The following is a 14,305-nucleotide window of genomic DNA, read 5'->3' as shown; positions in this document are numbered from 1 at the left end:
CCTGCTCACTTGGGCTCGAAGTGCTGGTAGTCGGGCTTGCTCCAGCGCGCGCCCCAGAAGTACCCCTGGGCGATCAGCGCCTTCGTCGGCGTGCTGCCGGTGAACAGCATGCCGGGGCGCACGGTCGACCGGTCGCGGTAAGCCAGGCCGTTCTTCGGGTACCAGACGTTGTTCGCCGCCAGGTACGGGTTCTCGACGGTGTTGATGTCGATCGCGTACCCGTAGGAGTGCGGCGAGAGCGCGTACGGGTTGCCGGTGACCTGGCGGCAGTTGAACACCGAGGTGTTGTCCGCCTCCATCGCGGTGACGTCGTTCCCGCCGTAGACGTCGACCCGCCACATCCGGCGGATCGGGAACTTCGCGCTGAACGACTGGGACCAGACGCTGATCATCTTCTGCACGGCCGCGTCCCGGACGATCAGTTCACCCTTGTGGACCAGGCCGTCGAGGCCCCAGTGGTTCATCGTCAGCAGGCGCAGCGACCCGGGCGCGACCGGGCAGCCGGCCCGGTACGTCTTCGGCACCATGCTCGGGGCGACCGCGTAGACCTTCGCGTTCAGGCCGGCCTTGATCACGATCCAGGCGGTCGGTGAGACCTCGACCTCGGGTGCCGGGACGCCCCGGCTGACCACCCGGACGGTCCGGCTGGACGGGAAGTTGTCCGGGACCGGCAGCCGGAAGTTGCCCTTGGCGTCCGCCTTGACGCTGGTCAGCCAGCGCCACTGGCCGCTGCCGAGCAGGTCCTGGAGGACCACCTCGCGGCCCGGTTCGGCCGGGACCGTGGCGCCGGTGACAGCGACGCCGGTGAGGGTGACGTACGACGCGGCCGGCTTGTTGACCACGATCCGCCGGTCCTGCGCGGTACCGATCCGGGCCGGCGAGATCGCGGGCGCACCGTAGAACTTCGGGCCGATCACGGTCCGGAACGTGGTGTGGATCGCGGTGGTCGGCGTGTACGTGATCCGGTACGCCCCGCCCGCCGTGGACTGCGTCGCGCCGCGCAGCACCCACCCGCTCGGCAAGGCCTGCCACAGCGAGATGTACCAGTTGGTGGCGCCGTTGCTCAGCTGACCGGTGAAGGTGAGCGGCCGGTCCTCCCACGTCGTCGCCGGCTGATCCAGCGAGATCGCCAAAGCAGCCGCGGTAGTCGGCTGCGCCGGCGTCGTCGGCCCGGGCGTCGTCGTCGACGGCTCCGTAGGCGTCGTCGGTTCCGCAGGGGTCGTCGGGTCCGCCGAGTCCGTCGGGTCAGCACCAGGCCGATCGGCCGAGGCGGACGCAGTCGGGTCGGAAGGACCGGCCGGGTCGGTGGGGCGGACCGGCGGCGTCGCACTCGACTCGGGCGTCGGTGACTGCGCACCTACCGGCGCGGTCGCGGTGTACGGAGCACTCGCCGGCGGTGTCGCGGTGTTCGGTGGTTGGTCGGCGGCGGCCGCACTGGGTTGGAGTGCGGCGGCCGTGGCCAGTAGTGCGGTGATCGCGAGTGCGCGTCGAAGCATCGTCTTCCTCCCCAGCAGAGCCCAAGCGGCTCCCTTCACCCCTTATAGAGGTCCCTCGCCCAGCAAGACGTCACACACGCACGAAAGGTTTGCTCATTCGTGCAACCTTTTCACGGCGGCGTCGACCCGCTCGTCGGTCCCGGTCAGCGCGACCCGGATGTTCCGCTCGCCCGCGGCGCCGTAGAACGCGCCCGGCGCGACCAGGATGCCGCGGTCCGCCAGCGCGCCGACCGACCCGTACGCGTCGTACTCTGGGTGCTCGGCCCACAGGTACAGTCCGCCCTCGGAGTGGGTGATCCGCCAGCCGGCCGCGGTGAGCGCGTCACGCAGGACGGTCCGGCGCCGGATGTACCGCTCGCGCTGCGCGTCCACGTGCGCGTCGTCCGCGAACGCGACCGCCATCGCGGCCTGGATCGGCGCCGGCACCATCAGCCCGGCGTGCTTGCGGACGGCAAGCAGTTCGGCGACGACCCGCTCGTCCCCGGCGACGAACCCGGCCCGGTACCCGGCCAGGTTGGACCGCTTGGACAGCGAGTGCACGGCCAGCAGGTTGTCGAACGAGGCACCGCACACGTCCGGGTGCAGGACCGACACCGGCTGCGCGTCCCAGCCGAACTCGAGGTAGCACTCGTCGTTCACCAGCAGGACGTCGTTCGCCCGGGCCCACTCGACCGCGGCGCGCAGGTCCTCGGCCGAGGTGATCTGCCCGGACGGGTTGCGCGGGGAGTTCAGGTAGGCGACCCGCACCGGCCCGTCGTACTGCGTGACGTCGGCGACCGGCACGCTCGTCGCCCGGGCGAGCGCGGCACCCGCCTCGTACGTCGGGTAGGCGAGGTCGGGGATGAGCACCGTGTCCCCCGCGCCGATGCCGAGCAGCGTCGGCAGCAGCATGATCAGCTCCTTGGTACCGATCACCGGCAGCACGCCGCTCTGCGGGTCCACCCCGGTCACGCCGAACCGCCGGGCCAGCCACTCGGCGGAGGCCTGCCGTGCCGTCGTCGTCCCGATCGTGGTCGGGTACGCCGGGGCGTCGGCCGCGTCCGCGAGCGCCCGCTGCACCAGGTCGGGGATCGGATCCACCGGGCTGCCGATGGACAGGTCCACGATCCCGTCCGGATGCGCACCCGCCTTCTGCTTGAACGGGGCGAGCTTGTCCCAGGGGAAGTCCGGCAGGCGACTGGAGGTGGAGTAGATCACCCCAGCATTCTCTCCTGCGGCTCCGGCGGCTCGCTGGCGGCCGCCCGATCGGCGGACAGGTGCCGATGCGCCGCCTCCGCCACCGCGGCGTCCCGCAGGATCCGCCGATGCCCGAGCCCGTCGGTCAGCTCGACCACGGCCCCCGGCCACACGGACGCCACCCGGACGCTGCCCTCGTAGTGCGTCTCGCGGTCGGAGCGGTCGTGGATCGCGAGCAGCGCCGGGAGCTCCCGCCGCCCGGCCAGGTCGCCGATCACCCCGGCCACCTCGAAGCTCTCCATCGGCCCGAACCGCCGGCTGAACCGGTACAAGAAGCTCGACCTGGTCCGCGGCCCGAACCGGAACACCCCCTGCAACTGGTCGAGCGTCTCGGCGAAATCGACCGCGGCCGCGACGAACACCACCCGCTCCGCCTGGCTCCCGCACTTCAGCGCATGCGTGATCGCGGCCGCACCGAGCGAATGCGCGATCACCCCGTACGCCGGTCCCTCGGCGTCGACCACAGCCTGGAAGGCGTCCGCGATCTCCAGCAGCGTGCTCCGGCCGGGTCCCTCCGGGCCGGGAGCGGAGTCACCGTGGCTGGGCGCGTCGTACGCGACCACGCGGAATCGGTCCGCGACCAGCGCCGGGACGAACGCGGCCAGCTGCAGTCCCCAGCCACCCCAGCCGTGTACGAGGTACACCGCCGGCCCTTCCCCGAACACCTGGCCGCGGATGGTGCCGCCGGCGAACTCCACCTCGATCGGGCGGCCGGGCGGCAGCTCGATCCGCGCCTGCCGGAGCTTCGCCGGGACCGCCGGCAGCCGGAACCAGGTCCGTGCAGCAACCGTGCGCCGAGCGGCGGCGCGACCTTCTCCAGCGTCGCGAACAGCACGATCAACGACCGAACGGTCGTGCTTTTCTTCACCGCCACAACCCCCACTTCGACAGACTTGCGAGCATCAGACGCGAGCCGCCCGGACGAGCGACTCGAAGGCCGCGCGGGCCCGTTGCTCGGCGTGCTCGTCACCGAGCAGCCGGCTGGCATGGTGGAACGACATCAGCACGCCCTGGATGTCGAACGCGTACTGCTCCGGATCGGCGTCCGGGCGGAACTGCCCCTCGGAGATCCCGGTCCGGAACACGGTCGCGATCGTCTCGACGTAGTCCTGGTACGCCTGCAGGAACCGGTCCCGGACCGGACCGGCGGGAGCGTCGTCCAGCTCCGCGGAGACGCTGTAGAAGAAGCAGCCTCCGGGCAGCGCGAGATCGCCGTGGTCCCAGCGCAGCTTGCGGTCGAACAGCACCCGCAACCGCTCCTCGCCGCGCGGCGCCTTGAGCGCCGGCCGGACCACCCGCTCGGCGAACAGCTCCGCGGTCCAGTCGATCACCGCGAGCTGCAACTGCTCCTTGGACCGGAAGTGGGCGAACAGGCCGGACTTCGACAGCTTCGCCTGGTCGGCGAGCAGCCCGATGGTCAGCCCACTCAGCCCGATCAGGCTGACCTGGCGCGCGGCAATGTCCAACACCGCCGCCCTGGTCGCCTCACCCTTGCTCACCCGCCCATAACAGCACGACCGTGCACTTCCGGGCAAGCCGGCCGAATGTGCTCGCCCAGGGAGCCGGGCGTGTGCTCAGATGTTCGGCATGAGCGGGGCTAGGGGGCGGGTGGTGTCGCCGGAGCTGGTCGGGCGGGACGACGAGCTGGCTCGGCTGGTTGCGGTGGTGTCCACCTCGCCGGCGGTGGCGGTGATCGAGGGTGAGGCCGGGATCGGCAAGACCCGGCTGGTGGCCGAGCTGGCGACGCGATCGACCGGCCAGGTTTTCGTGACCGGCTCCTGCCGTCAGATCCACGAGCCGTTCCCGCTCGGCCCCGTACTGGAGGCGCTCCGCGACGTCAGCACGAATCTGCGAAAGACGTCCCTCTCCCCGGTCGCCGGCGCCGTCCGGCCGTTCCTGCCCGAGCTGGCCACCGTATTACCCGCGCTCCCGGAGCCGCTGGACGACCGTGGCGCCGAGACGCATCGGCTGTTCCGCGGTCTCGCGGAGATCCTGGCCGCGCTCGGCCCGGCAGTCCTGGCGCTCGAAGACCTGCACTGGGCGGATGCGCAGACTCTGGAGTTCATCGACTACCTGGCCTCGGTTCGGCCCGCGGCGCTGTCGGTGGTCCTGACCTATCGGCGTGAGGATGCGTCGCCGCGACTGATGGCGGCGGCCGGTCGATGGTCCGGTGGACCCGGTCAGCTGGTCCTTCGGCTGACCCCACTGGATGCCGTCGCCACCGCGACGCTGGCGGCGACCATGCTCGATGCGGCCGAGGTCTCCGCCGAGTTCGGCCGGTACCTGTGTGAACGGACCTCTGGGCTGCCGTTCGCGATCGAGGAGCTGCTCGCGCTGTTGCAAGCCCGGGGATCGCTGGTCCGTCGTGCCGGTGGCTGGGAACGCCGGACGCTCGACGAGCTCGACGTGCCGGCCCGGATCCGCGACGCCGTACTGGAGCGGCTCGGGCGGCTCTCCCCCGCGGCTCGTGGTGTAGCGGACGCCGCCGCTGTCCTCCAAGTACCGGTGGCCGAGCAGGTGCTCACGGCAACCACACGGCTCGATCCCACCGAGGCCGTGAACGGGCTGATCGAGGCACTCGGGTCCGGGCTGCTCGGCGAGCAGCGGGACGCCAGGATCGGGTTCCGGCATCAGCTGGCGGCCCAGGCCGTCTACGAGGATCTTGCGGGACCAGCTCGGCGTGCCTTGCACGATCGTGCCGCCGACGCCCTTGCTGCGCTGGCCCCGCCGCCCCTCGGGCAGCTGGCCCACCACCTGCACGAGGCGGGCCGCCGGGACGAATGGGTGATTGCCGCGGAGCAGGCAGCGGACCAGGCCGTTGCCCTGCGCCACGATGTGGAGGCCGCCCGGCTGTACGAACAGGTCCTGCGGGAGACCAAGGGCGACGCCGTACTCCGCGGCCGGCTGGCCGTGAAACTCGGTCAGGCGGCCGTCGAGATGCTGCACGTCGCCCCGACCGTGGCGGCGCTGCTCACCGAGGTGCTGGAGGACGAGCTGCCGCCGGTCGTTCGCGGTGAGCTGCGGCTCCGGCTCGGCCTGCTGGCGCACGTGTCCGACGACAGTGACCCGGCGCGCGCGTCCGCGCTCTACCTGGCCGCGATCGACGACCTGGCGGAGCGGCCCGACCTCCAGGCCTGGGCGATGGTCGGACTCGGGCTGCCCGCGCCGGGCGACGATCCTGCCGAGCGGCGCGGCTGGCTCGAGCGGGCCCTGGTCACGCTGGAACGGGTGACCGATCCGGACTTCCCGGTCTTCCTGCTCGGCAAGATCGCGATGGTGATGCTGGCGCTCGGCGATCCGCTCTGGCGCCAGGTGACCGCGCAGATGATCGACCGGACGACCCCGGCCTCGTCGCACCGGATGGTGGCCAACGCCTATACGTCCGTCGGGCTGGAAGCCGTTTACGTCGGCCATTACCCCGATGCGGCCGCTCTGCTCGTGGAGGCCGAGCAGCGGGCGACCGCGGCGGGGAGCCCTCAGCTGGGACTGCGGGTGCGTGCCGCCGGGGCAGTCCTCGACTACTACCGCGGCCGGTGGGACGGACTCGGCGAACGCCTCCGCGCGCTGACCGACGAGTTGCACGAGTCTCCCAACTTCGGGATCGACGTCCAAGCGGTCGCGGCCTGCCTCGAAGCGGTGACCGGCGGGACCCAGGACGCCCTCGATCGGCTGGCCGCGGTCCTCGTCGATGCCGAGCAACGGCACGTCGTCGACCTGCTCGGGCGCCCGACGGCTGTCCTGGTGCGCTCGGCGCTCGACCGCCAGGCCGTGACAACAGCGACCAGGCTGGCCGATCACCTGATCGACCTGTACTCCTCCCACGAGCTGTGGTCGCTGCTGCCCGACGCGCTCCCCGCCCTGGTCCAGGCCTTGGCAGCCGACGCCCGCACCGACGACGCCGCCGAACTCGTGGACCGTTGCGAGCAGGAGTTCGAGCGGCTCGACCTGCCTCTCGCGAGTGCTGCGCTGGTACGGGCACGGGCCGAGCTCACTGGCTCTGTCAGCTTCCTTCTTGAGGCAGCAGAGGGGTACGCGCGGAGGTCGGCGCCGTACGACGAGGCGCTGGCTCGGGAGGCGCTTGCAGCTGTGCAACTGGAGTCCGGGGAGCCTGGTGGTGCGGAGAACCTGCTGGCCGCGCTGAGCTGTTACCGCGAGTTGGGTACCCGGCGGGACGACGACAGGGCCACCACGCTCGCTCGGAAACACGGGGTGGCGGTGCCGGGTCGGCATCGCGGCGGGCGGCGTGGGTACGGCGCCGCTCTGTCGCCGCGGGAGCAGCAGGTCGCGGAACTGGCCGCTACCGGCCGGACGAACAAGGAGATCGGGGCGGAGCTGTTCCTGTCCCACAAGACGGTCGACAAGCACCTCCGCAGCGCCCTGGCGAAGCTCGGTCTCCGCTCCCGCACAGCGCTCGCCCACCGGCTGACCGAAGCCGGCCCATAGCAAGGATGGGGCATTCGCCCACTGGTTACGGTTCGCGGCCTCGCCCACCCTGAACCGATGAACCACCCGCCCGAACCCCCCACCGAGCCCCGCTATCGGCCCGGACCGCGTCTCGGTGACGAACGCCTGGCCGAGGAACGCGCCACGCCAGAACTTCCCACCGACGCAGCGGAGACCACCACCGCTGCCGACTCGGAGGAGGCGGCTGCAGCCGCTGACCTCGCGACCGGCGAACCGGAATCCGTGCCGCACCCTCCGCGCCCTCTGCCCGGCCACGGCGGCTGGGTCCAGGTCTGAGTCGCACCCTGAGGAGACCTTGATGAGATCTGTCGAACCGCCCTCTCGGCACCGAGCGAACCGCTGGCTGACCGCCGGCGCCGGCCTGGCCCTGCTGGCCGGCCTCGTCACCCCGGCCGCCGCGTCCGCTTCCACCGGACCGCCGTCGGCCGCCGGGCCCGCCCCCGCCACCGCCGTACCATCCACCGCCGCGCCATCCACCGCCGCACCGTCCGCCCCCGGGGTCGTACCGGACGGTGAGCCGATCACGCTGATCACCGGGGACGTCGTCTCGACCGACGGTGGCGCGGTGACAGTGACGGCGGCGAAGCGCCGCGACGGGCGGGAGCCGAACTTCGCGATCAGCAGCCCGCCGGAGAAGGACCCGGCGAAGCGGCGCATTCTGGTGGTCCCCGACGACGCCGCCCCGCTGATCGCCTCCGGTGCGGTCGACGAGGGGCTGTTCGACATCACCCGCCTCCGCGCCGCCGGGTACGGAACCAAGGCCGCCCCGATTCAGGTCATCTCGACGTTCGCGAAGTCGGTTGCTAAGAGCAACCTTCGCGGCCAGGCGGACCAGCTGCGGGGCGCGGACGTGGTCCGGCCGCTCGCCTCGGTCCACGGCACCGCGTTGTCGGTACCGGTCGCGCAGGCGTCCTCGTTCTGGCAGGACCTGCGGAGCGGCGTCGCCACGACTCCGGCAAGGACGTTGAACCGAGGTGTCACCCGGCTGGTCCTGGACCGTCCGGTGAAGGCCCTGCTCGACAGGTCCGTGCCGCAGGTGCACGCGCCCGAGGCCTGGGCCGCCGGGTTCGACGGTACCGGCGTGAAGGTCGCCGTCCTGGACACCGGGATCGACGCGGACCACCCGGAACTGGCCGGCCAGGTGATCGACTCGAAGAGCTTCGTCGCCGGCCAGACCGTTGCCGACGGCCACGGCCACGGGACCCACGTCGCCTCGACCATCGCGGGTACGGGTGCGGGCCGCAACGGTCAGTACAAGGGCGTCGCCCCGGGCGCGAAACTGCTGGTCGGGAAGGTGCTCTCCGACCAGGGCAACGGCTCGGACTCCGAGGTGATCGCCGGGATCGAGTGGGCGGCCGCACAGGGCGCCCGGGTGATCAGCATGAGCCTGGGCGGCCCGGCGCCGGCTTCGGAAGCGCAGGACCTGCTCTCGCAGACGGTCGACCAGCTGAGCGCGAGCGGGACGTTGTTCGTGATCGCCGCCGGTAACTCGGGTCCGGACCAGAGCACGATCGGCAGTCCGGGTGTCGCCGCCTCCGCACTGACCGTCGCCGCCGTGGACGACGAAGACCAGGCTGCCGACTTCTCCTCGCGCGGCCCGCTTCCGCAGACGTACCAGCGCGTGCTCAAGCCCGACCTGGCCGCGCCGGGTGTCGACATCGCCGCGGCCCGCGCCGGCGGTACCACGATGGGTACACCGATCGACGACCTCTACACGCGGGCGTCCGGTACGTCGATGGCCACTCCGCACGTCGCCGGGGCCGCTGCGATCCTCGCTCAGCGGCATCCCGACTGGACCGGTGCCCAGTTGAAGGACGCCCTGGTCTCGACGACCGACGAGACCGACGGCAACCCGTTCGTCCGCGGCACCGGCCGGCTCAACGTCGCCACCGCGATCCAGGCCACGGTCACCACCAGGGGATCACTCGACCTCGGCCGGTCCGTCGAGACCGCGGCCGCGCCGATCACGAAGACCCTGACGTACGCCAACTCCGGCACCGTCCCGGTCGAGCTGACCCTGACTGCCGAGCTGAAGCAGGCGGGCGGCGCCGCGATTCCGGACGGCGTCCTGACGGCTCCCACCAAGGTGACCGTCCCGGCCGGTGGCCAGTACGACGCCGCGTTCACCCTCGACATCGGCAAGCTCGCGGTCGGCCAGTACGCCGGTTCGCTGGTGGCCACGGATGCCGCCGGCCACCAGGTACGGACCTCGATCGGCCACGTCCGCGCGTACGAGACCATGAAGCTGCTGCCGATGATCACCGGCCGCAACGGCGAGAAGTGCACCCCCGACGCGAGTATCCAGAGCTGCTCCTACACCGGCGTGACGGCGATGAACCTCGACGATCCGACCCTGTCGGTGAGTGTGCGGGACGCCAGTGAGCCGCTGCTGGTCAAGCCCGGCCGGTACTCGGTCTCGGCCAACGTGCACTTCACCGCCAACGGCACGACGAACGTTGCGGTCCTCACGGTGCCGGAACTGGTGGTCGCCAAGAACCTCGGCGGCTTCCAGATGGTGAACCTGAGCGTGGCCAAGGCCAAGCAGGTCAAGGTCAGTACCGAGCGGCCGCAGCACCTGTACGGCGGCACCCAGCTCTACCAGCGCCAGTCGGGCGAGTACTACTACCTCAACGGCTGGATCACCGGCTACAACGAGAGCGGGCTGTGGTCCATCCCGGCCGGCCAGGTGACGACCGGCTCGATGCTGCTCACCACCCAACTGGAGCTCGGTGCGGTCCCCGTCCAGGGCAAGACCACCGGCACCGACTCGCTGGCCCTGCACCCGCGCTACACGACGCACTCCGCGGCCGAGCCGAAGTTCGCCGCGACGGTGAAGAACGCGCCGCTGGTCGACGTCGGTCCCACCCTCGAACCGGAGGAGGCGGCGAAACTCCGCGGTGCGATCGCGCTCGCGATGCCGCCGTTCAACGTGTACACCGGGCAGTACGCGCCGGATCTGGAAGAGGAGCAGGAGGCCGCGCTCGCGGCAGCCGGGGCGATCGGCGTCCTGGTCTGGAACCCGGACCTGGCCTATCGCGTGCCGTACGCCGGCGGTTCCTTCGAGAGTCGCAAGCTCCCGGTCGCGGGGCTGCCCTGGGAAGAAGGTGACGAGCTCAGCCGGCGATCGAAGGCCGGCCCGGTCGGCGTGAACCTGACCAGCGTCACCCAGACCCCCTACCAGTACAGCCTCAAGTTCTACGAGCGCGACAGCATCGGGTCGCTGCAGTACTCGGTGAAGGATTCGCAGCTCGCTCAGCTGCCGCAGGAGTACCACACCAACGGTGCCGTGCAGGAGTACCAGTGGCGCTACACCCTCGGTAAGTGGGGACAGGCCGGCGAACTGCCGGACACGGCCGGGTCGGCCCTGCTCACGCTGGCACCTTCTGTCCTGCAGATCGCCCCGGCGAAGCTCACCCTGCTGGTCGGTCCGCTCCAGCCCGGACAGACCTGGACCCGCTGGAACCGGACCGACCACACCTGGCCGCCGGCAACGGGCGAGGACAGCAGCTTCTGGACCCAGGGCTACCGCAGTTCGACGCTGAAGCCCGGGACGAACCCGGTGGAGGCGTCCTTCGACGGACCGCAGGTACCGGGGGCGGCCGTGGACCACCCGCTGGTGAACCGGCTCTGCTCGACCTGCCGGCAAGGCGACACCTTGCTGGTCCGGCCGACGCTCACCCTGGCGGACCCGGCGGCCCTGACCGATCCGGACGCCGGGATCCTGCCGGGCACGTACCAGGACGGGACCCTGCCGTTCGCGGCCTGGCTCGACCCGCGGGACTCACTGAAGCTCTATGCCGGGAGCAACGAACTGCCGATGTACCAGACGAGCAGCCTGCGCTACGGCCTTTTCGACGTGCCGTCGACACCGGCGACCCTGAAGCTCGTCTACGAGCGGGACGGCTCCGATCGGCCGGAGTTCATGCGGTACGGCCGGGCGATCCGGACGGAGTGGACCTTCACCACCCGGCGGGCGACCACGGACACCACTGCCGGTACCTCGTGCCCGAAGCTCACCCCGGCGCCGGCCGGAGCCTGCGGGGTGCAGCCGCTGCTGCAGGTGCGGGTCAAGGCTGCCCTGAACCAGCGGAACCAGGCACCGCGCGCGGGGTCGGTGGTCGACCTGACCGCGTACCACGAGAGCAGCACCGTCACCGAGAAGCCGCTGACCTCGCTGACCGCGTGGTACAGCTTCGACGACGGCACCACCTGGAAGGCGGCCAAGGTCACCGGTCAGGGCAACGCCCGCAAGGCCTCGATCCCGCGGGCACCGGCCGGCGCGACCGCGGTGTCGCTGCGGATCGACGCCGTCGACCGAGCCGGCAGCCGTGTGTACCACGAGCTGCCGAGGGCGTTCGGCCTGACCGGCTGAGCGATCGCGCCGGCCGCGGACTCCCCCCGACCGCGGCCGGCGCACCCTGGTCGGGGTTCAGTGCAGAGACATCGGCCCGACCTCAGCCAGCCGCCCGGCTCAGCCGTCGGCGCGGCTCAGCCGTCGGCGCGGCTCAGCCGTCGGGCGCGGCTCAGAGGTAGAGGCCGGTCTGGCCGTCTTCGAGGCGGTTGGCGGCGACGGCGTGCAGGTCGCGTTCGCGGAGCAGGACGTAGTCGTCGCCGCGGACCTCGACCTCGGCGCGGTCCTCGGGGTCGAACAGCACCCGGTCGTCGACCTCGACGGTGCGGACGTTGGCGCCGATCGCGACCACCTTGGCCCAGGCGAGCCGGCGGCCCATCTGCGCGGTGGCCGGGATCAGGATGCCGGCCGAGGACTTCCGCTCGCCGGACTCCCGGTCGAGCTGGACCAGCACCCGGTCGTGCAGCATCCGGATCGGCAGCTTGTCGTCCGAGAGGCGTTTGCGAGGAGTCACTTGCGTCCCACCAGCCGGCGGATCAGCAGCAGGACGGTGACGACCCCGACGACGGCGCCGCCGATCGCGGCCAGCTTCTGCGTCCGGAGCTGCCCGGTCTCGTCGAAGACCTGCGACTTCGCCTGCTCGACCTGCCGCTTGGCGACGTTCTTCGGGTGCGCGCGGTCGACCAGCTCGTCCACGGTCGAGGCCAACCGCGCCCTGGTGGCGGCGATGTCCGCCTCGATCTGCTCGGCCGTCCGAGCCTGCGTGTCCGACACCTGTCGACGCTCCTTACCTCGTGTCACCTCGTGCTGCCCCGGGATGGCCGGGGCTGCCCTGGTCCCATCCTCGCAGGTCAGGCCCGCAGGTCCACGACCACCTTGATGTCGTCGGGCTCCTTGGTGAGCGCCGACGTCCAGTCCGACAGCGGGACCGTCCGGGTGATCAGCTGGTCCAGCCAGGCGGGGTCGGCGGCCAGGAGCACGCCCACCGCGTCCGCGTAATGCCGCTTCGCCGCGTTGACCGAACCGACGAGGGCCGCGTTCCGGGTCACCAGGTGCCGGTTCACCGCGTCCATCGGGACGTCGATCGGGTCCGGGCTCGGCGAGATCCCGGTCAGGCACATCACCCCGGCGGGCGCGAGCAGTTGCGCACTCTGCGCCACCACCCGGCCGGACCCGGTCGCCTCGATCACGACGTCGGGCTGGACCCCGAGCTGACCGAGATCGGTGATGAACTCGCCGCCGAGTGCGCGGACCAGCTTCGGCTTCGGTCCCTCGTCGCGCCGGTCCAGCAGATGCACGGTGTACCCGCGCTGCGCCGCGATCAGCGCGGCCAGCAGCCCGATCGGCCCGCCGCCGGTGACCAGGACGTGCTCGGGTGCGTACCAGGACCGCTCGCCGACCTGGTCGACCAGGTCCCACGCCTTCGCGAGGATGCTGGCCGGCTCCACCAGGACGCCGTACCGGCCGAGCTCCGGCGGTACCGGCACCGCGAAGTACGGGTCGATCCGCCAGCGCTCGGCGCCGTACCCGTGGGCTTCCTTGATGCCGCGTTCGGTGTAGCGGCCGTTGCGGCAGAAGTCCCACTCGCCGCGAGCACAGGCGGGGCACGGCTCGGGGTCGGGCCGGCGGACGATGCCCGCGACCAGGTCGCCCGGCGTCAACCCCGATCCGGGCGGCGCCTCGATCACCTGTCCGAGCGACTCGTGCCCCAGGACGAGCCGGTCGGACCCGGGCGGCCCGCTGCCGAATCCGCCGGAGACCAGCTCCACGTCCGTACCGCAGATCCCGGCCAGTACGCCCTCGACCAGGACCGCCCCGTCGGACGGCGGCGGCTCCTCCACCTCGCCGACCGCGGCGGAGTCCGCCCGGCCCGGCACGATCGTCATAGCCCGCATGGGTTCACTCCACTCCGCTCACCCACCGCAGGCAAGTCACCGCGCGGCGAACACCCCGGCGTACGGCAGAATGGCGAGCGACTGTCCGAGTCTTTCCGGGAGGGACCGCACCATGTCCGAGCGCCTGTCCGTCGGCGATGCCGCACCCGACTTCACCCTGCCCGACGCCGACGGCAACGAGGTGGCGCTGAAGGACCTGCGCGGCAAGAACGTCATCGTCTACTTCTACCCGGCCGCGATGACGCCGGGCTGCACCAAGCAGGCCTGCGACTTCCGCGACTCGCTCGACTCGCTGGCCGCCGCCGGGTACGCCGTGCTCGGCATCTCGCCGGACAAGCCGGCCAAGCTGCAGAAGTTCCGCGACCGCGACGGCGTCACCTTCCCGCTGCTCAGCGACCCGGACAAGGAGGTCCTGGGCGCGTACGGGGCGTTCGGCGAGAAGATGATGTACGGCAAGAAGGTGACCGGCGTGATCCGGTCCACCTTCGTGGTCGACCCGGACGGCCGGATCGCGGTCGCGCAGTACAACGTGAAGGCGACCGGTCACGTCGCCAAGTTGCGCCGCGACCTCGGGCTGTAAGGCTTTGTGCTGACCTGACCCGCAGGGAAACCCTCGACCGTTTCATGGCAGTGGTCCATCCAACGGTCGTTTGAGCAGTGGTTCGGCGTGATTTGGATCACACGCCAATCTCAGCGCATCGCAGCGGCCCGGCTACGGACGGTCAGATTTCACCCTTCCGCACGGATGCGGAGTCCTGGATAAGCATTCATCGTTGCGGTAACGGGCGGTTCCGGAACGAGGAACGGGCTCGTCGACCTTCGCTCTGACCAGTGCAAACCGGGTAATCTGCGCGCGCAGTCTG

Annotated in this window: 10 protein-coding genes; 3 read left to right on the top strand and 7 right to left on the bottom strand. The window is 71.3% G+C overall.

What is annotated here, in order from left to right:
• Positions 1-5 precede the first annotated feature (5 nt).
• From FB561_RS17555 to FB561_RS17540, 4 genes are all read right to left on the bottom strand, one after another.
• Positions 6-1,496, bottom strand: coding sequence for a M15 family metallopeptidase (locus FB561_RS17555; protein WP_238334881.1), 1,491 nt, complete (start codon positions 1,494-1,496; stop codon positions 6-8).
• 93 nt (positions 1,497-1,589) lie between these two features.
• Positions 1,590-2,690 (bottom strand): succinyldiaminopimelate transaminase, encoded by a 1,101-nt coding sequence (gene dapC, locus FB561_RS17550; RefSeq protein WP_145813133.1) that lies wholly within the window; start codon positions 2,688-2,690, stop codon positions 1,590-1,592.
• Positions 2,690-3,376: an alpha/beta fold hydrolase gene (locus FB561_RS17545; RefSeq protein WP_238334880.1), complete on the bottom strand. Its 687-nt coding sequence runs from the start codon at positions 3,374-3,376 to the stop codon at positions 2,690-2,692. The genes dapC and FB561_RS17545 overlap by 1 nt, the downstream gene beginning before the upstream one ends.
• A gap of 258 nt (positions 3,377-3,634) precedes the next feature.
• On the bottom strand, positions 3,635-4,231 hold the full coding sequence (locus FB561_RS17540; RefSeq protein WP_145807962.1) for a TetR/AcrR family transcriptional regulator: 597 nt from the start codon (positions 4,229-4,231) through the stop codon (positions 3,635-3,637).
• Positions 4,232-4,319: 88 nt separating this feature from the next.
• On the opposite strand from FB561_RS17540, the gene FB561_RS17535 reads away from it, so the two are divergent.
• The gene (locus FB561_RS17535) at positions 4,320-7,175 is read left to right on the top strand and encodes a helix-turn-helix transcriptional regulator (RefSeq protein WP_202880643.1); all 2,856 of its coding nucleotides are present in this window, start codon (positions 4,320-4,322) and stop codon (positions 7,173-7,175) included.
• 319 nt (positions 7,176-7,494) lie between these two features.
• Positions 7,495-11,568, top strand: a complete 4,074-nt coding sequence (locus FB561_RS17530; protein WP_145807958.1) for a S8 family peptidase — start codon at positions 7,495-7,497, stop codon at positions 11,566-11,568.
• A gap of 151 nt (positions 11,569-11,719) precedes the next feature.
• On the opposite strand, the gene FB561_RS17525 is transcribed toward FB561_RS17530, so the two are convergent.
• The 3 genes from FB561_RS17525 to FB561_RS17515 form a co-directional block, all read right to left on the bottom strand.
• Positions 11,720-12,061 (bottom strand): GroES family chaperonin, encoded by a 342-nt coding sequence (locus FB561_RS17525; RefSeq protein ID WP_145807956.1) that lies wholly within the window; start codon positions 12,059-12,061, stop codon positions 11,720-11,722.
• On the bottom strand, positions 12,058-12,321 hold the full coding sequence (locus tag FB561_RS17520; RefSeq protein ID WP_145807954.1) for a DUF3618 domain-containing protein: 264 nt from the start codon (positions 12,319-12,321) through the stop codon (positions 12,058-12,060). Before FB561_RS17520 ends, FB561_RS17525 begins: the two co-directional genes overlap by 4 nt.
• 77 nt (positions 12,322-12,398) lie before the next feature.
• Entirely contained in the window at positions 12,399-13,442 is a 1,044-nt protein-coding gene (locus tag FB561_RS17515) for a glucose 1-dehydrogenase (RefSeq protein ID WP_145807952.1), read from the bottom strand.
• A 112-nt stretch (positions 13,443-13,554) separates the two neighbouring features.
• Here FB561_RS17515 and bcp point away from each other — a divergent pair, with 112 nt between their 5' ends.
• On the top strand, positions 13,555-14,022 hold the full coding sequence (gene bcp, locus FB561_RS17510) for a thioredoxin-dependent thiol peroxidase (RefSeq protein WP_145807950.1): 468 nt from the start codon (positions 13,555-13,557) through the stop codon (positions 14,020-14,022).
• Positions 14,023-14,305: the final 283 nt, after the last annotated feature.

The sequence above is a fragment of the Kribbella amoyensis genome (genome assembly GCF_007828865.1).
GTDB lineage: Bacteria > Actinomycetota > Actinomycetes > Propionibacteriales > Kribbellaceae > Kribbella > Kribbella amoyensis.
Note: the sequence above shows the minus strand (reverse complement) of the source record. Positions and strands in the feature narration are given on the sequence as shown.